Below are 24,992 nucleotides of genomic sequence, written 5' to 3'. Positions count from 1 at the left end.
CTTGATCAGTGCAGGTTGTCACCGGTTTCAGCGCTCAGTTGCGCCAGCCATGCGGCCCTGCACTCTTCCGCCTCGTTACGACTGGCAAAAGCGGTGCCCCGGCGTTCGCCATTGAGCAGCACCACCCAGCAGACACTTTGCCCCATCGCGCGCAGACCGGCGGGCACACCGCTGCCGATCATCACCGCGACATCGACTCTGCATTGCATGCTGACCTCCCCACTTCATTAGCAACCTAACTATGTAGGTATGTTAATGATTTGGATCAAGAGGAAACAGCGACGCCGCTGCACAGCTTAATTGCAGTTCCGGCAACAATACCTCAGCGCGGATTCTCCGGTTTGTAGCCCAGACGCAACCCGCCCCAGTGGCGGCCCTTGACCATGATCGGCACCGACAGGTCGTGCATCAGCTCACCGGTATCTCGGGTGTAGGTTTGCAACAGCACCGGTTGCTGATGGCTGCCGCAGCGGATGCCGGTGCGATCGGCGAATTTGCGTTTGGTGCGATTGTTGACGGTATCGACCTGCACATCTCCAGTCAGTGGCTGGCTGAACACCTGATTGTGCGTCGGCACATAACCCTGCTGCGTACAGGCGATGGCGAACACCAGGCCTTCGTGGCGCGGCAGTAATGGCTCCTGAATCGCCGGCAGCACCTGATCGGTATAGCGGTCGAAACGGGTCTGGAACTTGGCGGGCCAGGTATCGGGAATCGGCTGATACTGGCGGTCGAACAGGTCCTCGAGGCTGATGCGCCCTTGCTCGACATCGGCCTCGAACCGCGCGGCAATCTGGCTGGCCCCTTCACGGGCGAGGTCGTAGATGCGCTGGTGATAGTCATCCAGCCCGACTTCGGCCAGACGTTCGCTGATGGTTTCCGCCTGCCCTTCCATCTGCACGGCGGCCTCGGCCAGACGCCGTGTCTGCTGGTCGCTGATTGCCAGATCGCTGCGCATCTGTTCGATGGCGGTGAACAGACTGTCGAGCTGCTCACGGTTGGTTTCTGCGCCTCGGGCGATTTCGCCGACCTGGGTTTCCACCCCGGCCGCCAGTCGCGCGATGTTTTCCAGGTGCTGACCGGTGTGTTCGACCTGCTCGACGCCCGTGTGCAAATCGTCGGAGAGCTGGCGGATCTGCTCCACCACCTGCGCCGTGCGTTGCTGGATGTCGGCGACCATCTCGCCGACTTCGCCAGTGGCCGTCGCGGTACGCGCCGCCAGACCACGGACTTCATCCGCCACTACCGCAAAACCGCGCCCGTGCTCACCGGCCCGGGCCGCTTCAATCGCGGCGTTCAATGCAAGAAGGTTGGTCTGGCTGGCGATGGACTGAATGACCAGCGTCACACGCTGAATGTCATCGCTGCGCTGGCTCAAGGCTTCGATCAGTTCGCGGCTGGCATTGGCGCGCTGGCTGAGCTGATGCATGCGCGAAATCGAATCCACCAATTCGGTGCGCCCCGCCGCGCTGCTGTGATGGGCTTCGCTGGCAGCGCCCAAGGCTTCACGGCTGAGTTGCGAGGTGGCTTGTTCGGTAGCAATCATCACTTCAGCGTTGCTGACAATTTGCGCGGCGGCGTCGAGTTGCGATTGCAGCTTGCCGGCCAGTTCCTTGACGGAAAACGCCACGCCGGCGGCGGACAGCGCGTTATGGCTGGTGGTGTAGGAAAGGTCGCGAGTCAGCTCGGACATCGCGGTACTGCTATCGACCGGTAGAGCATCGGGGACTGCCCGAGAACGCAGGCGCGGCAGCCAGACGATCAGCACCGCCAGCGGCATGCTGACGTACAAGGGCCATTCGCCCAGGCTCATCCCGGCCAGCAACAGCATCAGGGCGATGCTTTGCAAGGTCGGCGTCAGCCAGCGATTCTTCGGCAAAACAACTGGTGCAGGCAGAGCCGCAACCAGAGATCCATCTCTCGTCATTTCGTTACCCCACGCTTGTTCTCATTGTTGTGGCTGCATTAAACGCCACTACAACGCCATTATCCATGGTCCGTTAGTCGTGGGTCTGTGGCAGGTCAATGGAAAAGTGCGGGGATTTTCCGGCAGACGAGAAAAAGCAAAGATCGCAGCCTTTTGCAGTTCCCGATGGAGCTGCAAAAGGCTGCGATCTTTTCGCGACGACCCGGATTGAAGGGGTCGCCTCAGGAATCAGGCCTGACGCTGGTGCTTGTCGATCTGCTCGTGACGCTCTTGAGCTTCAATGCAGTACTTGGTGGTCGGGCTGATCAGCAGGCGTTTCAGGCCGATCGGCTCGCCGCTGTCGTCGCACCAGCCAAAGCTGTCTTCCTTGATACGCTCAAGGGCCTGCTCGAGTTGCGGCAGCATGCGCTGGTCGCGATCGATCGCGTTTACCAGCCAGGTGCGCTCTTCTTCCACCGATGCGGCGTCCGCCGGGTCAGCCGGGGTGTCCAGGCTTTCGATGGCAATACGGTTCTGCTCAATGCGCTCATGGGTTTCGACTTTCATGTTCTGCAACAGCTCTTGAAAGAAAGCGTGTTGCTCGGCATTCATGTAGTCATCTGCCGGCATGGCCAGCAACTTGTCCTTTGTCATTGATATCTCTATAAAAAACGTGCATTAAGGCGAATTAGGGAGCGTTCCGGCGAACCGCCTGCGGTCATCGGAAAGGCATCGTTTATTGCAAACGCCACCCGGCACTCAATTTACGAAGGGGCGGCAGTCTAAGGCCCGTTTGAGGGCTCAGCAACTGTAAATACCGGGAATTTGTCCGACAAGGCCCGGAAACTGCTCTGACACAGGCTTCACAGCGCTCATCGGAGTGCGTTTATAGCAAGAAATTCAGTCGAGCGGCTGTATATAGAAGACAAACGGTGGACGAGCGGCGCTTTGTCGCATATTTCACGATTTCACTATCGTGGCTCGATGCTGTGGTTCTCCCCCCATCACCAACCCGCCCAGGCAGGTTGGTGACAGGATCTGCAAAATCATTGGAGTGGGATCTTGATTTGCATTTTCAGCGGGTATGTATCGATGTTCGGCGCTTCAACGACTTTTCCCGTCGCAATCAATTTGTCGATATCAATGTTGATACCGGAGTAACCAATGGCGACCGGTGTATCAAACACCTGCCGCAATGTCAGACCCGACGCAGAAGATTTCACCACCGATCCAGTTACACCCGGCATTGCCGGGGTTACGGACTCCACTCGCTTGCGGATATCGGCATTGACCTGAGCCAGTTCCGCCTCCTTCTGTCTGATCATCGCCTGATTCGTGGCAGGCACAACCTCTGGCTTCTGCGCTCCGGCCTTGTCTGACGCCGCCTTCCCGGCATCTTCTTTGGCTGTATCGCCCGCCTTCGCCTCGACACCCTTTCCGTCAGTAGCAGCCTCACCTTTGGCAGCTGGCTTCAATGCTCGAAGCTGAGTTTCAATGGCCGTCTTGCGCTCATCCAGATCCGTCAGCGCCCGCGTGACGGCAGAAAACTGAGCGCCGTTACTTTCGGTCGAAGAAATCACGACATCCAATGAACGCGCCAAATAAACTTGCGTCACCAGCACAAGCACCGAAGTGGTGTCGTTCCTGTCATCGGCTTTGGTGTCGTTTTTCAACGAAACGACCGCTTCCTGCAGTTTTTCGCGCTGGCTCTTGGTGTACTTGCCAAGGTGCCTATCTGCCGCAATATGAGCATCCCCATAAAGCACTCCGTAGGTTTCCGCCACGGGGACCGAGTAGGCGACGGAATACGCTGACTTACGGGCGCCACCCAACAGTGCACCAATCGAACTGTTGCTGACTCCCAATCCGATATCGCTTTCTGCCAGGGAGGCAAAGGTAAAACCGGGAAACGCTACCAACGCGTTTACTTTCACTGAGCTATTGGGTAAATAAAGATCCGGTACGCTCGTGGTCGCCACAAGACCGGACTTGTCAGCCGGTGTTTTAGCTGCCGTGATGTAGGGCGCAGCTTTTTTCAACTCTGCATCGAGCCGCATCCGGTCAAACCAGACCGAGCCCATGTAGTAATCGACGGTTTTCATCTTGGCGCCGGCTTTTGCTGCCCGAACCACGTAAAAATCGCCGACTTCGAAGTTACCTCGCGGCGGAAAAATCGGTTTGAAATTCAATTGTTCCGTATTGGCCGACCACTGCTGCACAACCGCACCTCTTTCCGGACGGTTACTGCACCCCACTGACGCTATACACAAAATCCCGATCATCAATCGATGAAGCGTATTCATGACAAAACCCTCGTGCCCTTCCTGTGTGGCCTACGCCGCTGACTTTTACTGGCGCGCGGACGTCGGCGCCTCAACGATCGAGGGGTCATGGACTACAAGGGAGTAATACAAACGAGTACTGAGTCAGAGGGCCTGAACTCGCTTAACTTTTCCATCCCTGGTCGGTGCTGGCACTTTGACTATAGATCCGTCGAAGACCTCCGCAAGGGCCGTCCCGGCCTTTATTTTCGGGTGTTTCATCGGTGATACGCTCAGCAACGACCGTCGACCCGTTGTCACGAGGTAGTCAGCCCACAGACTTTGCCGCTACATTCGTCACCCACATCACCAGATCGTCGCCTCAAGGGAAGTGCACATGAAACTGATCGGAATGCTCGACTCACCCTATGTCCGCCGCGTGGCGATCTCTGCCAAATGCCTGGGGATCGAACTGGAACACGACCCGGTCTCGGTGTTCCGCCACTTCGAGCGTTTCCAGCAGATCAACCCGGTGGTCAAGGCGCCGACCCTGGTCCTTGATGACGGCGACGTGCTGATCGATTCGACCCTGATCCTCGACTACCTCGAAGCCCTGTCCGGCAAAACCCTGCTGCCCGCCGACTTGCCGCAACGCGCCAAAGCCCTGCGCCTGATCGGCTTCGGTCTCGCCGCCTGCGAAAAAGCCGTGCAGCTCTACTACGAACGCAACCTGCGCCCGGCCGACATTCAATACCAGCCGTGGGTCGAACGCGTCGAAGGCCAACTCGCCGCCGCCTTCACCGCCCTCGAACACCAACTCGAAAAGCACCCGCTGCCCACCGACGGCTCCCTCCATCAGGACGGCATCACCCTCGCCGTCGCCTGGAGCTTCACCAGCTTAGTCGTCCCCGACCAGATCGACGCTCAACGTTTCCCGCGCATCGCCCAGTACACCGCGTACGCCGAAAGCACCCAGGCGTTCATCAGCACCCCGATGACCTGATCATGAGCGCATCTGAAACGGCTGCGCCGGCGCTGAAAGAAATCTTCAACGCCGAACGCCTGCAACACATCGCCACAGAAATGAGCGCCGTGTACCCGGCGTTCAAGGCCAAGGCCTTTCTCAGGCATGCCAACGACGGCCTCGCCGACCTCTCCGTCATGCAACGCATGGCCCGCGTCAGCGAAAGCCTGCACGCGGTGCTGCCGCTGGATTACGCAGACTCCCTCGCTGTGCTGCGCGAACTTGCCCCACGCCTGAACAGCGGCTTCGTCAGCATGTGCCTGCCGCACTACGTCGCGCGCTACGGCGCGCACGCGTTCGACACCTCCATGGAAGCCCTGAAGTACTTCACCACCTTCGGCTCCTCCGAATTCGCCATCCGCCACTTCCTGCGCAGCGACCTGGAACGCTCGCTGGAACTGATGCACGACTGGACCCGAGACGAAAACCACCACGTCCGAAGACTCGCCAGCGAAGGCAGCCGCCCTCGCCTGCCGTGGTCGTTTCGACTGGAACCAGTGCAGGCTGATCCGCTGTTGGCTGCCGGGATACTTGATCGGTTGAAGGCCGATGAAAGTTTGTACGTGCGCAAGTCCGTGGCGAATCATTTGAATGACGTGACGAAAGAACATCCGGAGTGGGTGCTGGATACGATTGAGGGGTGGTCGCTGGACAACAAGCACACAGCTTGGATTGCCAAACATGCGTTGCGGAGCTTGATCAAACAGGGGAATTCTCGGGCGCTTACGGTTATAGGCGCGGGGGCGAAGGCTGAGGTTGAGTTGCTGGATGTGAAGGTGGAACCGGCGGTTGTGCGGCTTGGGGAGACGATCACTCTGTCGTTTACCGTTCGATCGTTGGTCCCAGTTGAACAGCGGTTGGTGATTGATTATGCGATTGACTATGTGAAGGCGAATGGCGGGACGTCGGCCAAGGTTTTCAAGTTGAAGACGCTGGAGTTGGCGGGGTTTGGGCGTGAGATTGTCGCGCGGCGGCAGGTGATCAAGGATTTCACGACGCGCAAGCATTATTCGGGGGTGCATGCGGTGCATGTGGTGGTTAATGGGGAGCGGTTGGGGAGTACAGCGGTTGACATCAATTGCTGACAAACTGAAAGTTTATCTCTGACGTTGCTCTCGGACGCCAACAAAATAACAAGAGGACCTGGCCATGAAGCTTAAATATACAATCGATTATTTTTTTAAATATGCGATTGAACAGAGAAATCCGTACAACAGCTTCCCCCTCACTACTGAAGCCGATGAGTTTGGCGGGCCATATATTGAAATTTCCGATTCAGGAAAGCTGGCTATCGTTGCGCGAGATCGTGGTTATGAAGTATTGAGAAAAGAGACGACATCACCAGATGAGCTGGCTAAATGGGTGTATGCAATGTTCAACAAGGGATAAAACCTCACACCTTTTCATTATTCCGATTGATCCAGCTGGACGTTTTCAACTCTTCGCAACCTATCAAATATTTACGAATTTACTTTCTGAATGATTTGACCAAAAGTATCTAAACACGCTTGGCACTCCTCCACAGCCGGCTTCAGACGGGAATAAATGTCAAACTGTCAAGATTGATCTCGGCGTAACACCCTATGCCCCCCATGTAAAGCGAGACCCTGGTCACTCCCAGCTCGGACTGTAGGAGTTCGACTAGCGTTCTGAGTTTTTTGTTTTTAGACATTGACGTCGGACGTACTACCGTTGCCCGTCCGGGTTGGTCATCGTAAATTCTGATCAGAAACATATCCTCTTCGCTCTGTATATCGTAGTTATAACCACGGTATTCATAGCCAAGGTCATGGTCGACATCATCAAAGCGAGTAGCTTTTATTATTTTCAAAGTGGCATCCATCATTCGATCACCATAGAAGGATCGTTTTAAAGAAATGCAGAAAATGAAAATGGGGAGCGCATCTATTTATCGAAAAATCCGCCCTATCTTTTCCGATTCGCCCCCGTTTTTTCCTAGAATGACCAACTGCCATTCTGAACGTTGCGGGTGTCATTACCGTAGCGGCTGTCCGGATCTTTCACGAACGGCTTGCAACTGGCATCAATGTCTTGAGCAGCAATGGGATGATGGGCACCGCAAAGTAAACCCGCAGCAGCATTATTGGCATTATTCCCCGTCCCATCGAAGAACACTCCGATCCGCAGGGCAATGCCGATTTTTTCACGAGCCGATGCCGGTTCCTTCCCGTGTTTCTCATACTCAGCCCAACGCTGGGCATGAATATCGACGGGGTCGGTTCCTTTGTTGCGATAGTTTTTAGGCGGGTTGGGAATGTAGCCACTCAATCCTTGATTCCTTCTTCTGATCCTTGAAGAACGGGCTGAAGGGTGACAGCGGAAATCGGGGGGCGCAAGGCGTGGCCGCGTGCCAGCACCTGGCGCTCTTTCTCCCTGCCTGCAATGGTGGCGCCGAGCCACGAATGATAAGGTTCAGCCTCAAAACCAGGGACGACACCTCGTGTACAAACAATGTCTGGCAGCAGCAGTAACCTTCGCCATCAGTTTTTCCGCTCTTGCCTCTCCCGTACCGCAGGAAGAGCTCGAAGAGTGCCAACGAATAGAAAACTCGGCCAAACAGGTCATGAAAACCAGGCAGCAAGGCGTGCCCATGGCATCAGTGTTGGAACTGGCCGAAGCGGCAGGTAAGCAGAACGAGTATGTGGGTGAGGTGTTCAAGTCGTTGATCCGCGAGGCGTACGAGATTCCTCAATACTCAAGCGAGAGCTTGCAGCAGAAAGCGATCAGCGATTTCCATTCCAATTTCTACAAGGCTTGCATCGTGACGGCGGAAAAGAGAGCAAACGCCAACGGTTGAGCTCAACGAACAAAAAAGGGAGCAGATTCAGGTATTGAATCTGCTCCCTTTTTACTGAAGGACAGCCTTAAGTCTTCAGTTCGACGTTATCCAACGCCTGATTCACCGCCAATTCCCCGAGCATCACAATCTGCGCAATTCCTATCGCAGTCTTACGGTGAGCGGGCTCCAGCGTGGCCGCAAAGTTGTTGAGCATTTCGCTGGCCGAGCCTAGGGATTCGCTGGCATTGGCGAGCAGGGATTCAGTGTCGTACGCTGGATTAGCCAGGTACATCGGATCGTGTTTGTGGTGACTACCCATGACCCGTTGCTGCGGAGTGAGGTAATGGTCGAGCGCGCGTTCGGCTGCCTCGTTCAGGGTTCGGGAGTCGGGGAATTTGTAGGGGGAAACCGGATCGGTTTCCGGGGGATTCGGTGTCGGTTTGATCATGGTGAAACTCCTGATTTTGATTAGGAGCTACCAGCATCACTTGCAGATGATGGGTGGCAGCCATGTGCGGGTCTGCAAGACCGGGAAACCAGGCACCCGGCAGACCCGAGGGTCTCCCGCACAAAGCCGCCATTGAGCGGACGCGAACGAGCGTCCTTTTGGCAGGCTGTGCGACTGGTTTTTCCGGCGGGCTTGCAGACCCGATCACTGATGGGCAGTGACGGGAATCAAGTTACGGTCGGAGGTCCAGACGCACAAGCCGGCGGATTCTGTCTTAGGTGTAGGGGACGGCGCAAGGCGCTGTGGGCATCCGGGTGTGACTGTAGGACTGATTTAAACAACCAATGCTCACCGCGTTTAACTCCGGACAAAAGCCGGACTGTCACCCAGTCCGGCTCGCTTCCCCACAAAAGCGTGTTTCAGTTTCCGGACCAAAGCGCTCCATCACCTTCGCGGGCAGTAAAAGCCGCCCCCTCAATGTGATAAACCTGCGGCTCCTCCGAAAAATACGCCTCTAGCCCCAACATGAAGACCCTGTGATCCTCCCCCGCCTCAAAATCCGTGTGAGCCTCAAGCGAGTCCCACCGCACAATCAGATTGAACCGCTCCGGCGTTTCGATCCCCTGCGCAAGCATGTGCCCGCCATAACCCTTCGCGCGGCGGAGCAAAGGCGCTACCTCGGCAAATGCACGTCTGAACTCATCAACGCGTTCTGCGTGAACGGGTAGCAAAGCGATCTCATAAATCATGACGCCTCCCCCACCGAACCCGCACTAAGCGAGGGCGCCACCGCAATGGCAATCTTCCCTTGAAGACCATTGTTGGGACTCTCCAACCGCGCATGGGCCAGCGAAATCTCCGCAAGCGAATACACCGCGCCAACATGGGGCCGCAGTTGACCGCGCTCCACCAGGGCACTCAATTCATCGAGCTTGCCGCGATTCTGGCGGGTGAACACGAAGTGATAACTCGCGTTCTTGCCCCAGGCCTGAACGAGGTTTTGTGGCTGGGCGATGTCGACGATCGAGACCACCCGGCCAAGTTGTGCGAGGACGTCGGGGCTGCGCGACAGGGTATCGCCGCCGATGGTGTCGAACACCACATCCACTCCGAGGCCCTTGGTTTCCCGCAGGATGGCGTCGACGTAGTCTTGCTTTTCGTAGTCGATGATCACATCGGCGCCCATGCGGCGGACGAACTCGGCGTTTGCTTCGCGCGCGGTGGTGAACACTTTGGCGCCCATCGCTTTGGCGAGCTGGATGGCGACGTGTCCGACGCCGCCTGCGCCGCCATGGATCAAGATGCTCTCCCCGACTCTGAGCGCTGCCCGCACGATCAGGGCTTCCCACGCCGTCCCGCCCACCAGGCTCAGGCTGGCCGCTTCGAGATGGCTCAGCGAGCGCGGCTTTTTGCCGATGATGCTGGCAGACGCCACGTGGTACTCGGCATAGCTGCCAGGGCCGTCGAAGATTTGCGGCGTGTACCAGACTTCATCTCCGGGGGCGAACGCCGTCACGCCGGGGCCGACCGCTTCGACGACGCCGGAGACGTCATGTCCGGTGATGGCCGGCAGTTGCACCAGGTCCGGATAGTCGCCACGTCGAACCTGGTAATCCAGCGGATTGATGGAGGTGGCGTGTACCCGGACCAGGACTTGCCCGGCGCCCGGTACGGGCTTGGGTACGTCGTAAAGTTTGAACGATTCAGGGTTGCCAAATGATTCAAGCAGCATCGCTTTCATGGTGAATCCTCGTATCGACAATAAGGGATATCGAGATATCTCGATATACTGCGGTAAAATTTTTTACAGCTCTTTCCCTATGACCTCGGCCAAAGCGCTGATGTTGGCTTCATTGCGCTTGTAGTAGGTCCACTGACCGATGCGCCTGACTTCAACCAGGCCCACGCGCTGCAGCGTTGCAAGATAACCGGACACCGTTGATTGCGAGAGTCCGATGCCCTCTTGAATGCTGCTCACACACACACCCACCGTGTGAACGTCACCCTCATCCTGCGGGGGGAAGTTCTTTACGGGGTCCTTCAAGCCTTTCAGGATTTCAAGCCGTACCGGGTTTGAGAGTGCTTTGAATACTTCGATCAGGTCCATGTCGCGAGAATATCGAGATTATTCGATATGTCAATACGCGGATTGACCAACGGAAAGCTTCCCGCCTGCCGACCGCTCAGCAAACCCCGTCAAACCGCCAGAACGCAGCAAGGCACCTGGTAAAGAATGTGCTCGGTGGTACTGCCCAACCATTTGCTCAGGCCCCGCTTGCGAACCCTGCCCATCACGATGACATCGACATGCTGCTCGTCGGCGAACTCGCTCAGCACGGTGACTGGGCGACCTTCAATGAAGTGGCGTTGACTGGAGGCCACACCGAAATGCCCGGCCAGTCGAAGAAACGATTTTTGCAGGTCCTCGCGCAGTGACCGGGTCAGTTCGGCGAGGGGCAACTCGCCCATGTTCGCCAGGTACGCGGCGGAAATGTCGCAGGCATAGAGCAGGTGCAACTCGGCGTCGCACTGGATGGCCAGCGCACTGGCCTGCCGGATGATCTGTTCGTTCAACGAGTTGTCGGCGGACTCGATATCCGACACCTCGACCGCCGCCAGCACTTTGCGAGGCAACACATAGCCGCTTCCGCCCACCAGGTAGACAGGTACCGGACAATCGCGCAGCAATTGCCAGTCCAGTGGCGTGTAAAACGCGCGCCTGAGGGCCGACACCTGTTCGATTTCCTTGATCAACAGATCGGGCGCGTACGCGTTGACATGAGCAAGGATGCGCTGCTCAACATCAGCGGCCCAGTCCACTTCGATGGTCACTTCGATCCGCCTGTCGCGCAGCTTGACCGCCCGGGCCTCCAGCGCCTGGCGATGATCCTGAAGCAATGCCTCGCGCGCCTGTTGCCGGTCACCTGTTTCAAGCAGCGACAAACCGTCGAGCGAGGGAATCAGCGCCAATAGGTGCAAGCGCGCGCCACTGGTCTTGGCCAGCGCCGCTGCATGGTTGATCGCAGCGGACTCGCGCAGGAGCGGATTGATGATCAGCAGCAACCGTTGATACTGGCTCATGAAGACCTCTCGTCAGATGCAGGACGTTGCACTTGGGCTCGAACGCCCGGCCCCACCGCCAGAATGCTTCCAGGCAGCGAATACAGCGCCCGCTCGGTATTGCTGCCCATCAACCGATCAATACCTGTGCGGTGCACCGTGCCCATCACGACCACATCCGCCAGGTATTGCTCGACGAACTCTCCGATGACCGGCACCGGCAACCCCATCACAAAATGGCGTCGCTCGGGCGGAATCCCGTAGCGATCGGCGAGGTTGATGAAAGCCTGGTGCAGGGACTGGCGCAGCTCCTCGACAAAATCCACTCCCCATCCGGCACCGACCAGCGGCGCATCGCCATTGAACGCCGGTGACAAGTCATAAGCGTAGAGCAGGTGCAACGGTGCGTCACATTGCATGGCCAGCGAATTGGCGGTCTGAATGATGGAGTCATTCAGGCCGCTGATCTGGGTCTCGGGATCGAACGGATCCACCGCCGCCACGATGCGATGCGGCAGGCTGTAACGGACCTCGTTGACCAGATGCACGGGCACCGGGCACTCGCGCAGCAAATGGCAATCCAGCGGCGTTATGAAAACCCGTTTAAGGAGGGGCTCGAGCGTCACGTCCTTGATCAGCAAATCAGGTTTGAGGTCTGCGACAGCCCTTAGGATGTCCAGCTGCGCGTGGGTGGTGAACACCACGTCCACCGTCACTTTCAGTCCCTGTTCCGAGCATTGCTCAAGCTGATCGGCTACCCAGCGACGGTGGTGGCGCAGATACCGCTGATACCCGGCCTCATCGATTTTGTCTTCCCACAGACGAACCACCGGTGCCGGTTCGGCGAAGACCCGAATGTCCAGGGCCGCTGCGCTCGCCTTGGCCAGCGCCACCGCGCGCAGCATGGCGGGCGTCTGATGCAGGGTCGGGTCGGCGACCAGCAGCAAACGTTGATATTGCCCCATCACACACCTCCGCAAGACAACCGCAGGCTTTGAGACTGAGCCTGCGCTGCCGGTGCGCAGTTGATTTACATCAACTTCGGACGATTCAACATCACCGGTCTCTGACCCAGATCAGATTCCTGCCCGTCGAGCGGCGTAGAAAGAAAGCGACTGCGGGGCGCTGTGTCCTGCATCCGTCTTTAAAACCGCAGGGAGGATTTCCTCATGCTTACCGTCAAAGACCACAACGAACGAGCCGCCACGGCCTATGCCTCGATCACCGGCCAACACTGGATCGAAGCACTCAAGGACGGTCGCCATGTGCTGATCCGCCCCCTCTCGGAGAAGGATCGGGAACGCGAGTATGCGTTCATCAAACGCTTGTCCCCGGAGTCACGGCATATGCGTTTTCTGGCGCAGATCAACGAACCGTCGGGCACGATGCTGGACCAATTGATGGACACCGACAATCGCCGGCGCCTGGCCTACGTGGCGCTGGTGCACGACAACGGTCAACTGATCGAGATCGGCGTTAGCCGCTATGCCGCCACGGGTGAACACGAGTGCGAATGCGCCGTTACCGTTGCTGATGAATGGACGCACCTGGGACTGGGAACACTGTTGATGGAGCACTTGATCAGCGCGGCGCGCAAGAATGGAATGCACCGAATGTACTCGATCGATGCCGCCAGCAATGCCCCCATGCGTGATCTGGCCCGGACGCTGGAATTCGAACGGCACAATGACCCTGACGATCCCCGCCAGGTCATTCACAGCCTGCACTTGTAGCCACTGCTGCCGGCGAAAGTCCGTACGGGCGATCGCCGACGCACCGGCGCTAGAGCCCCCTGCCCGGCTTGATCGCCAACACGCTGCACGGTGCCCGGTGCAGGAGTTGCTCGGCGGTGGTGCCCAGCCGTTTGCTCATCCCTTTGTGCTGCACCGTACCTGCCACGATCACGTCGACATTTTGCTCTTCGACGAATCGGCAAATGGCCGGCACCGGCACACCTTCGATGAAATGGCGACAGTCGTTCGACACGCCGTGGCGCTCAGCCGTCGCGGCAAACGCCTCATGCTGCGCCGTCCCCCGGGCCTCGTAGATACCGGTGGCCAGCGGCAACGCACCAAACCCGAAGTCCTGCGCATAGGCGGCGGTCCAATCGTAGACGTGCAATAACTGCAGTCGGGCATTGCACACCTCGGCCAGTTTCGATGCGGCGTCGATAATCTGGTCGTTGAACACCAGATCCTGATCTTCGCTGCGCAGCACGTCGATGATCGCCAGCACATGACGGGGGCGCGGGTTCAAGGCATTGGTCACCAGGTGTACCGGGATCGGGCAGTCGCGCAGCAGTTGCCAGTCCAGCGGGGTAAAAAACACTCGCTTGAGGGCCGATTCTTCGTGGGCATCCTTGATGATCAGCAGCAGCGGCATTTCATTGATGAAATGCAGGATCTCCGCGTACGGATCCTGAACCCACACCACCTCACTCGTGACGACGATCCCGTTTCCACGCATCCGGGCCGCCTGTTCTTCAAGCCAGTGGCGATGTTTCTCCAGATAGGCGTCACGGGCCACGGCCACCTGTTCGGGGGCAAACAGCCCGGCCATTGCCAGCGCCTGCAGATAATCGAATGCCACGATATGCAGCGGTCTTTGCAGCGCCTGCGCCAATGCCAAGGCACGATCGAATGCCGGCGTGTGGTTCATGGCGGGCGGAGCGATCAGCAGCAGGCGGGGTTCCTGTGACATGGTGCACCTCGGCATTGAGCGATGACAGGGAATGGATCTCAGGGTGCCCCTTCCACCGATGACCATTTTGATTTTTGTCAGTGTTCGGTCAAATCGTCGCTTGATCCACCAGCAGGCCGGCCCACATGGCAGCGGTCAGCAGAATCTGACCGGGGATGACATACGCGGCGAAACGTCGCCCGCCACTGATCCAGGCCATCAGGCATTTACTCACCGCGTTGCTGCTGACCGCCAGCAGCACGGGCGGCGCAATGGCGCCGTAATCCAGCAGCCCACCCTTGGCAAGTGTGGCAATCGAAGCCGTGGAAGAATGAGCATCGGCGAATCCGCTGAGTACGGCGGTCAGCATCACACCCGCCTCGCCAAAGTGGTCGAGCATCAGCGAAGACAAAAACGTCACGCCGGCCATGGTCAACGTGACCGCCAGCGCCAGCTTGAGATTGAACGCCCCGCCGACCTTGATCGGCTGGTTCGCAGCGGCCGCAGGTCTGGGGAACAGCAGGCCCAGGCTGAACAGCAGCGTAACGCCGAATCCGGCCAGCAACGGCCCCCACAGGTGCGGCAACAGCGCGGTGTCGACCGTGCCGAGGATCAGCGCCACCTGCGCAGTCGTAGCCAGGTTCGACAGCAGGGCCGCCGCACTCAGGACCTTGAGGTGCTCCGGTTCTTTACGGGCGATATGCCCCATGGCGGCAATCGTCATGGTGCTGGAGGCGAAACCGGAGGCGATGGCGCTGACTGCGTAGCCGTAGCGCACACCCAGCGTGCGCACGGCGATATGCCCGATGGCGCCGACGGCCATCAGCAACACGGTCAATGTGCAAAGCGTGCGCAGGTTGAGCGCCGAGTAGGGACCGATGAACCGGTCAGGCGTCAGCGGCAGCACCACCAGCGCTGCGGTCAACAGCACCAGCCCATCGCGCATCTCCGCTTCGCTCAACTGGCTGCGGGCGAAGTGATGGAGTTTCTGCCGGTAAGCCAGCAGCCCCGCCATGACCACGCCGATGGCGATTGCCAATTCCGGAGCGGTGCCACACAGCGCGCCCAATACCAGCACCGTGAGCAAGGCCACTTCGCTGGTCACCCCCGGATCACCGCTCAGGCTGCGCCAGTAAGCCACGCTGATCAGCACCGCCAGACCGCCGCCCACAATGCCCACCAGCAGCGCGCCGCCCACTTGCATCGCGACGTAACCGAGCAACGCCGTGATCGCAAACGTGCGCAACCCGGCACAGGCACGGCTGTCACCCCGCCCTTTGTGGCGCTCGCGCTCCAGACCGACCAGCATGCCGATGCCCAATGCTGCGGCGGCCCCCGCCAGGCCCAGTGCGTCACTCATAACAGGATGGAACCATCGGCATACGTGATCCCAGGATGCTTTTTGACCCGCGCTGTATCGACAGTCGCTGGCCATGTGTCGGGCGCATCGATCCGTGACGTGAGTTGATCGACAACATCATTGAAATACCTCCTCCAGCCGCAACAACCGTTGTTTCTCATCCAGTGCAAAACTCGGCAGTGCCCCCCATTCAATCGGAGGGCTGCGGCGATTTGACGATCATCAGACTGCAAGGAGCCCGGTTCAACACGCTCTCGACGGTACTGCCGATGTAGCGGTGTTTGCCGTCGGGATACAGCGTGCCCAGCACCACCATGTCAAAAGCATTCTGGCGGACAAACAGCCCTATGACCTTTTGCGGGATGCCGGTCAGCAAGTGTCTGCATGAAATCGGGATGCCATAGCGTTCGGCGAGTGCGTCGAACGCTTCTTGCTGGGCGTCCTCGATGGCATCTTTCAGACTGCCGTCCAGGCTGCCTGTCGGCACGCTTATGGCCCCATCGTCGATGACCGCCCAGCAACCCACATTGAGCAGGTGCAGCGCCGCGCCGCAACCGGCCGCCAGTGTGCAAGCAAGGTCAAGTATCCGGTCGTTCAACCCTTGCGTCAGTTCTTCCAGATGCGACAGATCGACCGCTGCAAGAATTTTCATTGGCCTGGCCTGCCCGGCGCGGGTCACCAGGTGCAGGGGTGCCGGACATTCGCGCAGCAAGCGCCAGTCCAGCGGGCGATGGAAGGCGCGGTCGAGCGCCGGAACGTAATGGGTATCCTTGATAACCAGATCCGGATGAAAGTCATTCACGTACTCAAGCACGTGAGCAAGGTTTGATCTGGCCCAGACCACTTCAGTGGTCACCTGCAGACCGATGCATCGTTTGAAGCGGGCCTGCTGTTCCAGCCAGTGCCGATGCACTTGCAGATACCCTTCCCGCGCCTGAGCCATCGCCTCAGGTGCAAACAGCCCGGCCGCTGCCAGCGCCGGGACATAATCGAACGCGACGATGTGCAACAGCGCGCCTGTGGCACAGGCCAGCGCACAGGCGCGTTCAAATGCCGGGGTCAGGGTCATTTCGCCAGGGGCTATCAATAGAATGCGTTTGAGTTTGAGCACCACGTGCCTCTCCCTGAAACGTTTACCTGGATGATTGAAAAGCTGATTTCCTGAAGAGCGACATGAGCGGGGATTTCTCCGCGTGTGACCACAATCAGGAAATGCTGCCGTTCAAGTATCTGGCAGCGCACGTCTGGATCACTGATTTTTATCAACTGAATCAGAGATACGTCACCACAGTGATTCATGACTCGTTTCTGAGGCGCGTGAATGTCTGACAGTCTGGATCCATTCGTCGTTTATCCAGGGTTCACAACGCTTTTTCCGTGTCAATGGCGACCCGGGAACTATGCTCAACAGGCTGAAAGTGAGGGCTTCCCGGTGGCAGAAACTCGCTCGTATCGCAATCAACAACTCAAAACGGCGTGCTCAAGTTGCAGCGTGCTGGAGTTGTGTCTGCCGCTCGGTTTGAGCGGTGGGGAAATCGAGCGCCTGGACACGCTGATCGCCCAGCGACTGAAGGTCAAGAAAGGCGCTGCACTCTATCGTGCCGGTGATCCTTTGCGCTCGCTCTATGCCGTGCGGCTGGGCTCATTCAAGACCAGCGTGCTGTCGATCGACGGTCGCGAACAAGTCACCGGGTTTCAGATTGCCGGTGAAATGCTCGGCCTGGACGCCATCAGTTCGGATCTGCACACCTGCGATGCGGTCGCGCTGGAGGACAGCGAAGTCTGCCCCATCCATTTTGCCCACCTGGAAAAACTGGCCCGGGAGCTGCCTTCACTGCAGCACAACCTGAACAAGATCCTCAGCCGTGAGATCGTTCGCGATCACGACATGCTGATGATGCTGGGCAACATGAGCTCGGATGAACGTCTGGCGGCGTTCCTGTTGAACCTGTCGCAACGCTTGAACGCTCGTGGTTATTCGTCGCGCAGCTTTGTGTTGAAGATGCGTCGGGAGGAAATCGGCTCCTACCTCGGCCTGCGCCTCGAAACCATCTGTCGCGGCATCGCCCACCTGCGCGACCAGGGACTGGTGCAGATTACCGGCCGCGACGTCACCATTGAGAACATGGACGGGCTCAAGCAGTTGATCGTCGGCTGCCATCGTCACCCGCGATGAGCCTGCCGACAGGCTGGCCGCAGCTTCACGGTGTAATTGCCACTTTCATCACACCGTCACGCTGGTGCGCAAACAAGTCATAGGCCGCTTCAATGTCATCAAGCTTGAATCGGTGGGTCACCAGCGGTGAAAGGTCGACCACGCCGCTCTGCCCCACCGCCATCAAACGCCGCATGCGCTCTTTCCCTCCGGGGCACAGGGTGGTGACGATGCTGTAATCGCCCAACCCTGCGGCAAAGGCATCGAGCGGTATGCGCAGATCGCTCGAGTACACACCCAAGCTCGACAAGCGGCCGCCCGGACGCAGCACGCGCAACGCCGACTCAAAGGTGCCTTGTGTGCCAAGCGCCTCGATCGACACATCGACGCCGCGCCCGTCGGTCAGGGCCATGATCTGCTCCACCACATCCCCGTCCCGGAAGTTGACGACATGAGTGGCTCCCAATCGACGCGCCACCGCCATGCGCTCGGCCACCGCATCGACCCCGATGATCGTACTGGCGCCTTTGAGCCGGGCGCCGGCGACCGCACACAGTCCGATGGGGCCGAGGGCGAACACGGCGACGCTGTCGCCAATGCTCACTTCGCCCCGTTCGGCACCGGAGAAGCCGGTGGACATGATGTCCGGGCACATGAGCACTTGTTCATCACTGAGGCCGTCCGGTATCGGACACAGATTGGCCATGGCGTCAGGCACCAACACATATTCAGCCTGGCAGCCATCGATGGTGTTGCCGAATTTCCACCCGCCGATGGCCCGGAAACCATGGCGAGTGTCCGGCCCGTCCTGGGAACCACAACCACACAGGCACGCGTAACTTTGGCCGCTGGGAGTAATGGCGCCGGCAATCACCCGCTGCCCCTCTGCGAACCCGCGCACCTGCGAACCCAGACGCTCGATGATGCCCACCGGCTCGTGACCGACCGTCAAACCCTTTGCCACCGGGTACTCGCCTCGCAGGATGTGCACATCCGTACCGCAAATGGTCGTGGTGGTTATTCGGACCAAGGCGTCCAGCGGGCCGACTTCCGGGATCGGTTTGTCATCCAGCACGATGCGATTGTTTTCGACAAAAATGGCGGCTTTCATGGTGGCCATGAGCATTCTCCTGAGGGATTCGACTCGTGTCCCAGCCTGCGCCGCACGGTCTGACCGGCACTTGACAATGATCAACAATCGACGACATCCAGGCCGATTGACCACCCGTCTGTCGGGGTTCTGCCAGTCACCGGTTGTTTGACAAAGATCAAGCGCCCACCCCAGGGCCGGCGCAGCCTGTGACCATCGGTTCAAAGCTTCCTGCCCAAGGAGAGTCGTCATGTCAGAACAACCGCGTTACATGCTGGTCGCCTCACCCCTGATGGAAAACAGCCCGGCTTTCGATCGCGCAGCGGCACTGGCCAAAGCGGCGGGCGCGGCCCTGCACATCGTGGCTTTCGATTACCTGGAAGGTCTGGCAACAGCCAGCATGGTCAACGAGCAGGCACTGGAGCAGATGCGGATCGGCTATATCGAGCGTCATCGTCAGTGGCTCGAAGAGCGGGCACACTCGATGCGCAAGCTCGGGGTCACCGTCACCACGGAAGTGGTGTGGGTGGAGCGGCCGTTACAGGAAATCCTCATTCACCTCAGGGAACAGCCCATGGCGGCGCTGATCAAGGCGCTGGAGCCGGAATCGTTTCTGTCTCGCTTGATGTTCACCCCGCTGGATATTCACTTGCTGCGCGAATGCCCGGTACCGCTGCATTTCGTCAGCCATGTCGGGCATGCCCTGCCGCGCAAGATCCTGGCCGCCGTGGACCCGTTCCACCGTGACGGGCAGTACGCCGGCTTCAACGACCGAATCCTGCGCGAGGCCGCCCGACTGGCCAGCCTGTGCAATGCCGAACTTGACGTGCTCTATGCCCATGATCTGTCATCGATCAGCGCCAATGAATTCGGCTTCGACAATGCCTCGGCGTTCTTCTCGTCCAGCGCCGCCAGATCACTGTTCGATGCCCAGGCCGACGCTTTCCGCGAACTGGCCGAGCGCAACGGCATTCCAGAAGAGCGTCAGCACATGGTCATGGGCAACCCGGCGAAGGTGCTCTGCAGCTATGCGAGCGGGTATGACATCGACATGATCGTCATGGGGCGTGTCGGCCATCGTGGCGCAGGCCGGTTGATCGGCAGTACGGTCGAACACCTGCTGTACAAGATTCCGTGCAGCGTCTGGGTGGTGTCGCCGGAGCACCTGCCTGACTGAGCAGGCTCCCGCGCCTCAGGAACGAGTGCGACCTCCCAGCATCCGGTCAAGGGTGTCGTCGCCCACCCAGTAGTGATGAAACAGTCCGGCGGCGGCGTGCAGGCCAATCAGCCAGTAACCGGCATTGCCGATCGACTCGTGCCAGTACTTGAGCGGCTTGGCCATGTCGGTGTCCAGCGCCAACGGCGCCGGCACATGAAAGCCGAAGTACGGAAACGGTTTGTCGCCGGCGGCGAGCATCAGCCAGGCCAGCACCGGCGTAGCGATCATCAGCCCGTACAGGGCCAGGTGCATCAGGTGCGCGATTGCGGTCTGCCAGGCGGGAGGTTTCGGGGTAATGGGCGGACGCGGCGTCAGGCGGCCGAGCAGGCGGACCCACACCAGGACGAAAATGCTCGCGCCGAACACCCCGTGCAATCCCATTAACAGGCCTCGCGCTTCGCTGCCTCGGGGCAGGAAACCCTTGATTTCGACGCAGGCGTATACGCCGACGAACAGCGCCAGCATCAGCCAGTGCAAGGTGATCGACAGTTTTCCATAACGGGGTGCGGCCATGTCGCGGGTCATAGGTGCCTCGTGATTGTGGTGAGCGACGGCCGATTCGTTCGGCTGTCTCGATCCGGTTGCCGGGCGAACCGACGACGTCACCCTGCCGTGACAGTCTTAAGACAATCTGAAGATCCGTCATTCGTTAACCTTTTTTCACCTTCAGACTTCGTTAAGAAATGGCCCGGATACTCCACTCAAACCTATTGAGGGAGGCGTTCAGCCCATGCCCGATTCTGACTGGAACATCCCCCTGCCCCTGCGCTTTGGCCACGGCGAAACACCGCAGATGCAACTGTCGAGCGCCCCGCCGGGTGACGCTCAACGGGCGGGGTTCGAAGCGTTCATTCAACAACGTTTTCGCAAGGCCCACGGCGCCGATATCCGCCATTTCATGCCCGAACTGTTTGGTGTGCACAACGACCGCGGCGAACTGTGCGCGGTGGCCGGGGTACGCCGTGCGCACCTTGAGCCGCTGTTTCTCGAACGCTATCTGGACGAGTCGATCGAGCCGGTGATCAGCGCCGCGGCCGACCGTCCGGTGGAGCGCAGCGCGATTGTCGAAGTCGGCAACCTCGCCGCCAGCGACACGGGCAGCGCACGCCTGAGCATCATTGCCATCACTTACCTGCTGGCCATGGGTGGCCTGGAGTGGGTGACCTTCACCGGCAATATCGGGCTGGTCAACAGCTTCCATCGCCTGGGTCTGAAACCGGTAACGCTGTGCGCCGCCGACCCGGAACGCCTGGGCGATGACCGTCACCACTGGGGCAGTTACTACGAAAGCAAACCCTGGGTGCACGTCGGCAATATCCGCGCCGGTTTCATTCATCTGCGCAACATCGGTCTGTTCAGCCGGCTGGGATTGCCGACGTCTGTCGAAGGAGCCTGCCATGTCGCTTGAACGGCAACGATTCCAGGAAACCCTGCGCAGCCATGCAGGGCGCAATGACAACGCGCTGGCGTTGTGGGGCGACACGCTGAAAATCAGCTACACGACGCTGTACGCCGAGGTGATGTACCGCCAGCAGCGCTTGCGCGATGAAAACGTGAAGGTTATCGCCCTGGCGCTGGACAACGGCATCGAAGCCATACTCTGGGATCTGGCGGCGTTGTTTGAAGGTCTGGCCTGCGTGACGCTCCCGCCCTTTTTCAGCCCCGCGCAGCGTGCCCATTGCCTAGAGCAAAGCCAGGCCGAGCGAGTGATCGCCGAACCGGAGTTGGAGCCAGAATTGCTGGCCGCCGGTTATGAACAACGCGGTGAATTCTGGTGCCGCGCCTTCGAAGGGCCCGACCGCTTGCCCGCCGGCACCGCCAAACTGACGTTCACCTCCGGCACCACCGGCACACCGAAAGGCGTGTGTCTGAGCGCCGACAGTCTGCTACGGGTCGCTCGGGAGCTGGAAGAGGCCAGCAAACCGACAGCGCCCCAACATCACGTGGCGTTGCTGCCGCTGGCGATCCTGCTGGAAAACCTCGGCTGTTACGCGGCGCTGTACGCCGGCGCGACGCTGAGCGTGCCGAGCCAGAAAACCCTGGGCATCCAGGGCGCCAGCGGCGTCGATCTGCCGCGCTTGCTCGGTTGCCTGGCCAACCGAGCGCCCGAGAGTCTGATTCTGGTGCCGCAATTGCTGTTGTTGCTGGTCAGCGCCGCCGAACAGAAAGCCTTCGATCCGCAATCGCTGCGATTTGCCGCCGTCGGTGGCGCACGGGTTTCCGAGGATCTGCTGCACCGCGCGCAACGGGTCGGTCTGCCGGTCTACGAAGGCTACGGCCTGTCCGAGTGCGCCTCGGTGGTCTGTCTCAACCGGCCCGGGGCCCGGCGTCCGGGCAGTGTCGGGCGACCCCTGCCCCACGTCGACGTGCGCCTGGCCGAAGACGGAGAGGTGTTGATCAAAGGCTCGACCCTGCTCGGTTACCTTGGCGAACCGGCGTTCAGCGATGAATGGTGGCCCAGCGGCGATCTGGGGGAGTTCGACCCGGAAGGTTTTCTCTACCTCAAGGGCCGCAAGAAGCATCAGTTCGTCACCAGTTTCGGGCGCAACGTCAACCCGGAATGGGTCGAGTCCGAACTGACCCAGCGCCAGCACATTGCCCAGGCCTTTGTGTATGGCGAGGCCTTGCCGCACAACCACGCCCTGCTCTGGCCGCACCGTCCGGACTGCACCGATGCACAGCTGGCCGCCGCTGTCGCCGCTGCCAACGAGGCCTTGCCCGATTACGCCCAGGTGCATCACTGGACACGTCTGCAACAACCTTTTACCGCCGCCAACGGCCTGCTCACCGCCAACGGTCGCCCGCGCCGCGATGCCATCGTTGCGCAGTACCGCACCGTGCTCACCGAATCCGTCCTTTGCGAGGAATCCGCACCATGAGTTTTTTCGACACCCTGCAAGAAGCCACACAACAGGAACGCCACGAGCTGTTCAACCTGCCGATCATCCTCGATGCACTGCAAGGCAAGGTCAGCCTTGAAAGCTATCGCGCGTTTCTCGCCCAGGCCTACTACCACGTTCGTCACACCGTACCGTTGATGATGGCCTGCGGCGCGCGCCTGCCGACGCACCTGGAATGGTTGCGCAAAGCCGTGTGCGAATACATCGAGGACGAATACGGCCATGAGCAGTGGGTGCTCGACGACATCGAGGCCTGTGGTGGTGACCGGAATGCAGTGCGTGACGGCCAGCCGTCGCTGCCGATCGAGCTGATGGTCAGCTACCTCTATGACCTGATCGCCCGGGGCAACCCGGTCGGCCTGTTCGGCATGGTCAATGTGCTCGAGGGCACCAGCATCGCGCTGGCCACCCATGCGGCGGGCAGCATCCGCGATCGTCTGGCCCTGCCGGAAACGGCGTTCAGCTACCTCAGCTCCCACGGTTCGCTCGACATCGAGCACATGCAAACCTATCGCCGGCTGATGAATCAGCTGGAAGATCCGGCCGATCAGGCGGCGGTGATCCATGCCTCGAAAGTCGTCTATCGGCTCTACACCGACATGTTCCGTGGCCTGCCCCGCGACGCGGAGGCACACCATGCAGCTGCATGAAGCCCGTGTGGTGCTGACGGGTGCCAGCGGTGGCATCGGCTTGGCCATCACTCAGGCCCTGTGCGCCGCCGGAGCAAAGGTGCTGGCGGTGGCGCGGCACCAGGAATCGCTGCGTCCGCTGCTCGAACGTTACCCGCAGAACCTGTGCTGGGTCGCCGCCGACCTGACATTCCTCAGCGACCGGCGCAACGTATTGGCCGCCGCCGAGGCCATCGGCGGCATCAACCTGCTGATCAACGCCGCCGGGGTCAATCACTTCGCGATGCTGGAACAGCTCGACGACAGCGACATCAATGCCATGCTCGCGGTGAATATCAGTGCACCGATCTGCCTGACCAAACTGTTGCTGCCACTGCTCAAACAGGCCGACAGCGCCATGGTGGTCAACGTCGGCTCGACCTACGGTTCGATCGGTTATCCCGGCTATGCCAGTTATTGCGCCACGAAGTTTGCCTTGCGCGGGTTTTCCGAGGCCTTGCGCCGGGAACTGGCGGACACCCGGGTCGGCGTGCTGTACGTCGCGCCGCGCGCCACCCGCACGACCATGAACAGCCCCGCTGCCCAAGCGTTGAACGATGCGCTCAAGTCTAGCGTCGACGACCCGCAAGCTGTCGCCGCCGCTGTGATCCATGCGATTGCCGGTGATCGACGCGACCTTTATCTGGGCTGGCCTGAGCGTTTTTTCGTGCGCCTCAACAGCCTGCTGCCCAATCTGGTGGATCGCGGTCTGCGCAAACAATTGCCGTTGATCCGTCGCCTGAGTGAAAAACCCGCAAACGAGACGCCAAAACCATGAAAAAACTCTTCGACTGCCTGCTGCTGGGCGCCCTCAGTCAAAGTGTCTGGGCGCTGGACGCCGCCGATCAGCAACGCCTCAACAGCATCCAGCAGAGCTGGGCGCACATCCAATACGAGACCCCGGAAAAACAGCGGGCTGCTGCGTTTGAACAATTGGCCACCCAGGCAACGCACTTTGCTACCGAACGTCCGGCTGTCGCCGAGGCCTGGATCTGGAAAGGCATCGTCACCAGCAGTTGGGCCGGTGCCGAGGGCGGATTGGGGGCTTTGGGCAAAGCCAAGGACGCCAAGGCTGATCTGGAAAAATCCCTGACCCTCGACCCCAAGGCACTGCAAGGTTCGGCCTACACCAGCCTCGCTGCGCTGTACGACCGGGTGCCGGGCTGGCCGATCGGTTTCGGCGACAGCGACAAGGCTGAGCAACTGCTCAAACAGGCCCTGCAACTCAACCCCGAAGGCATCGACAGCCTGTACTTCTGGGGCGATCACCTTTACCGTCAAAAACGCTACGCTGAAGCCAGGGCAGCGCTGCAAAAAGCCCTGCAGGCCGCGCCGCGTCCAGGCCGGGAAAGTGCCGATGCCGGGCGTCGCAAAGAGATCGCCGCGTTGCTGGTGGACGTGAACAAGAAACTCGACTGACAG

At 59.7% G+C, this 24,992-nt stretch carries 28 protein-coding genes and 1 pseudogene; 12 read left to right on the top strand and 17 right to left on the bottom strand.

Annotation, left to right across the window (positions count from 1 at the left end):
• Positions 1-5: 5 nt before the first annotated feature.
• From L6D81_RS02305 to L6D81_RS02290, 4 genes are all read right to left on the bottom strand, one after another.
• Positions 6-209, bottom strand: coding sequence for a hypothetical protein (locus tag L6D81_RS02305; RefSeq protein ID WP_236177745.1), 204 nt, complete (start codon positions 207-209; stop codon positions 6-8).
• 113 nt (positions 210-322) lie between these two features.
• Positions 323-1,546 (bottom strand): methyl-accepting chemotaxis protein, encoded by a 1,224-nt coding sequence (locus L6D81_RS02300; RefSeq protein ID WP_373874277.1) that lies wholly within the window; start codon positions 1,544-1,546, stop codon positions 323-325.
• 609 nt (positions 1,547-2,155) lie between these two features.
• On the bottom strand, positions 2,156-2,560 hold the full coding sequence (locus L6D81_RS02295; protein ID WP_039767046.1) for a TraR/DksA family transcriptional regulator: 405 nt from the start codon (positions 2,558-2,560) through the stop codon (positions 2,156-2,158).
• Between the two features lie 392 nt (positions 2,561-2,952).
• Positions 2,953-4,209, bottom strand: a complete 1,257-nt coding sequence (locus tag L6D81_RS02290) for a hypothetical protein (protein ID WP_236177743.1) — start codon at positions 4,207-4,209, stop codon at positions 2,953-2,955.
• Between the two features lie 355 nt (positions 4,210-4,564).
• Here L6D81_RS02290 and L6D81_RS02285 point away from each other — a divergent pair, with 355 nt between their 5' ends.
• The 3 genes from L6D81_RS02285 to L6D81_RS02275 all read left to right on the top strand — a co-directional run bounded on the left by L6D81_RS02285 (position 4,565) and on the right by L6D81_RS02275 (position 6,580).
• Positions 4,565-5,170, top strand: coding sequence for a glutathione S-transferase (locus L6D81_RS02285; RefSeq protein WP_236177742.1), 606 nt, complete (start codon positions 4,565-4,567; stop codon positions 5,168-5,170).
• A gap of 2 nt (positions 5,171-5,172) precedes the next feature.
• A complete protein-coding gene (locus L6D81_RS02280) occupies positions 5,173-6,276 on the top strand; it encodes a DNA alkylation repair protein (RefSeq protein WP_236177741.1) in 1,104 nt (367 codons plus the stop codon).
• 64 nt (positions 6,277-6,340) lie between these two features.
• Entirely contained in the window at positions 6,341-6,580 is a 240-nt protein-coding gene (locus L6D81_RS02275) for an immunity 63 family protein (protein ID WP_236177740.1), read from the top strand.
• A 142-nt stretch (positions 6,581-6,722) separates the two neighbouring features.
• Here the strand turns inward: L6D81_RS02275 and L6D81_RS02270 are convergent, their stop codons facing one another.
• Both L6D81_RS02270 and L6D81_RS02265 read right to left on the bottom strand, forming a co-directional pair.
• The gene (locus L6D81_RS02270) at positions 6,723-7,037 is read right to left on the bottom strand and encodes a hypothetical protein (RefSeq protein ID WP_236177739.1); all 315 of its coding nucleotides are present in this window, start codon (positions 7,035-7,037) and stop codon (positions 6,723-6,725) included.
• Positions 7,038-7,168: 131 nt separating this feature from the next.
• Positions 7,169-7,480: pseudogene (locus tag L6D81_RS02265) on the bottom strand (DUF2235 domain-containing protein); the annotation flags it as partial.
• Positions 7,481-7,652: 172 nt separating this feature from the next.
• Here L6D81_RS02265 and L6D81_RS02260 point away from each other — a divergent pair.
• Entirely contained in the window at positions 7,653-8,009 is a 357-nt protein-coding gene (locus L6D81_RS02260; protein ID WP_085602888.1) for a hypothetical protein, read from the top strand.
• 67 nt (positions 8,010-8,076) lie between these two features.
• On the opposite strand, the gene L6D81_RS02255 is transcribed toward L6D81_RS02260, so the two are convergent.
• From L6D81_RS02255 to L6D81_RS02230, 6 genes are all read right to left on the bottom strand, one after another.
• Entirely contained in the window at positions 8,077-8,439 is a 363-nt protein-coding gene (locus tag L6D81_RS02255; protein ID WP_074688720.1) for a DUF6124 family protein, read from the bottom strand.
• 419 nt (positions 8,440-8,858) lie between these two features.
• Positions 8,859-9,188, bottom strand: coding sequence for an antibiotic biosynthesis monooxygenase family protein (locus tag L6D81_RS02250; RefSeq protein WP_236177738.1), 330 nt, complete (start codon positions 9,186-9,188; stop codon positions 8,859-8,861).
• Positions 9,185-10,180 (bottom strand): zinc-dependent alcohol dehydrogenase family protein, encoded by a 996-nt coding sequence (locus L6D81_RS02245; RefSeq protein ID WP_236177737.1) that lies wholly within the window; start codon positions 10,178-10,180, stop codon positions 9,185-9,187. Before L6D81_RS02245 ends, L6D81_RS02250 begins: the two co-directional genes overlap by 4 nt.
• A gap of 63 nt (positions 10,181-10,243) precedes the next feature.
• Positions 10,244-10,546, bottom strand: coding sequence for an ArsR/SmtB family transcription factor (locus L6D81_RS02240; protein WP_007950555.1), 303 nt, complete (start codon positions 10,544-10,546; stop codon positions 10,244-10,246).
• Between the two features lie 89 nt (positions 10,547-10,635).
• On the bottom strand, positions 10,636-11,520 hold the full coding sequence (locus L6D81_RS02235) for a universal stress protein (protein ID WP_236177736.1): 885 nt from the start codon (positions 11,518-11,520) through the stop codon (positions 10,636-10,638).
• Positions 11,517-12,464: a universal stress protein gene (locus tag L6D81_RS02230; protein ID WP_236177735.1), complete on the bottom strand. Its 948-nt coding sequence runs from the start codon at positions 12,462-12,464 to the stop codon at positions 11,517-11,519. The genes L6D81_RS02235 and L6D81_RS02230 overlap by 4 nt, the downstream gene beginning before the upstream one ends.
• 204 nt (positions 12,465-12,668) lie before the next feature.
• Between L6D81_RS02230 and L6D81_RS02225 the strand changes: the two genes are divergently transcribed.
• Positions 12,669-13,232, top strand: a complete 564-nt coding sequence (locus tag L6D81_RS02225) for a GNAT family N-acetyltransferase (protein ID WP_236177734.1) — start codon at positions 12,669-12,671, stop codon at positions 13,230-13,232.
• Positions 13,233-13,281: 49 nt separating this feature from the next.
• Here the strand turns inward: L6D81_RS02225 and L6D81_RS02220 are convergent, their stop codons facing one another.
• The 3 genes from L6D81_RS02220 to L6D81_RS02210 form a co-directional block, all read right to left on the bottom strand.
• The gene (locus tag L6D81_RS02220; RefSeq protein WP_236177733.1) at positions 13,282-14,199 is read right to left on the bottom strand and encodes a universal stress protein; all 918 of its coding nucleotides are present in this window, start codon (positions 14,197-14,199) and stop codon (positions 13,282-13,284) included.
• An 88-nt stretch (positions 14,200-14,287) separates the two neighbouring features.
• Positions 14,288-15,538 carry an MgtC/SapB family protein gene (locus L6D81_RS02215; RefSeq protein WP_236177732.1) on the bottom strand — a complete coding sequence of 417 codons (1,251 nt, stop codon included), beginning with the start codon at positions 15,536-15,538 and terminating at the stop codon, positions 14,288-14,290.
• A gap of 190 nt (positions 15,539-15,728) precedes the next feature.
• Positions 15,729-16,649, bottom strand: coding sequence for a universal stress protein (locus L6D81_RS02210; RefSeq protein ID WP_236177731.1), 921 nt, complete (start codon positions 16,647-16,649; stop codon positions 15,729-15,731).
• Positions 16,650-16,970: 321 nt separating this feature from the next.
• Between L6D81_RS02210 and fnr the strand changes: the two genes are divergently transcribed.
• Positions 16,971-17,714 carry a fumarate/nitrate reduction transcriptional regulator Fnr gene (fnr, locus tag L6D81_RS02205; protein WP_236177730.1) on the top strand — a complete coding sequence of 248 codons (744 nt, stop codon included), beginning with the start codon at positions 16,971-16,973 and terminating at the stop codon, positions 17,712-17,714.
• A gap of 25 nt (positions 17,715-17,739) precedes the next feature.
• On the opposite strand, the gene L6D81_RS02200 is transcribed toward fnr, so the two are convergent.
• Entirely contained in the window at positions 17,740-18,813 is a 1,074-nt protein-coding gene (locus L6D81_RS02200) for an NAD(P)-dependent alcohol dehydrogenase (RefSeq protein WP_236177729.1), read from the bottom strand.
• 220 nt (positions 18,814-19,033) lie between these two features.
• Between L6D81_RS02200 and L6D81_RS02195 the strand changes: the two genes are divergently transcribed.
• Complete coding sequence (locus L6D81_RS02195) at positions 19,034-19,960, top strand: universal stress protein (protein ID WP_236177728.1); 927 nt, start codon at positions 19,034-19,036, stop codon at positions 19,958-19,960.
• Positions 19,961-19,975: 15 nt separating this feature from the next.
• Here the strand turns inward: L6D81_RS02195 and L6D81_RS02190 are convergent, their stop codons facing one another.
• On the bottom strand, positions 19,976-20,527 hold the full coding sequence (locus L6D81_RS02190; protein ID WP_236177727.1) for a cytochrome b: 552 nt from the start codon (positions 20,525-20,527) through the stop codon (positions 19,976-19,978).
• A 205-nt stretch (positions 20,528-20,732) separates the two neighbouring features.
• On the opposite strand from L6D81_RS02190, the gene L6D81_RS02185 reads away from it, so the two are divergent.
• The 5 genes from L6D81_RS02185 to L6D81_RS02165 are packed head-to-tail and all read left to right on the top strand — an operon-like array spanning position 20,733 to position 24,989.
• Positions 20,733-21,410, top strand: coding sequence for a thermostable hemolysin (locus L6D81_RS02185; protein WP_236177726.1), 678 nt, complete (start codon positions 20,733-20,735; stop codon positions 21,408-21,410).
• Positions 21,400-22,881: an AMP-binding protein gene (locus L6D81_RS02180; RefSeq protein ID WP_236177725.1), complete on the top strand. Its 1,482-nt coding sequence runs from the start codon at positions 21,400-21,402 to the stop codon at positions 22,879-22,881. Before L6D81_RS02185 ends, L6D81_RS02180 begins: the two co-directional genes overlap by 11 nt.
• On the top strand, positions 22,878-23,552 hold the full coding sequence (locus L6D81_RS02175; protein WP_236177724.1) for an iron-containing redox enzyme family protein: 675 nt from the start codon (positions 22,878-22,880) through the stop codon (positions 23,550-23,552). Before L6D81_RS02180 ends, L6D81_RS02175 begins: the two co-directional genes overlap by 4 nt.
• A complete protein-coding gene (locus L6D81_RS02170; RefSeq protein ID WP_236177723.1) occupies positions 23,539-24,348 on the top strand; it encodes an SDR family oxidoreductase in 810 nt (269 codons plus the stop codon). Before L6D81_RS02175 ends, L6D81_RS02170 begins: the two co-directional genes overlap by 14 nt.
• A complete protein-coding gene (locus tag L6D81_RS02165; RefSeq protein WP_236177722.1) occupies positions 24,345-24,989 on the top strand; it encodes a tetratricopeptide repeat protein in 645 nt (214 codons plus the stop codon). The genes L6D81_RS02170 and L6D81_RS02165 overlap by 4 nt, the downstream gene beginning before the upstream one ends.
• The last annotated feature ends 3 nt before the right edge of the window (positions 24,990-24,992 follow it).

This window comes from Pseudomonas sputi (assembly GCF_021603585.1).
GTDB lineage: Bacteria > Pseudomonadota > Gammaproteobacteria > Pseudomonadales > Pseudomonadaceae > Aquipseudomonas > Aquipseudomonas sputi.
The sequence above is the reverse complement of the archived record's forward strand: the minus strand, read 5'-3'. Positions and strand labels throughout refer to the sequence as shown.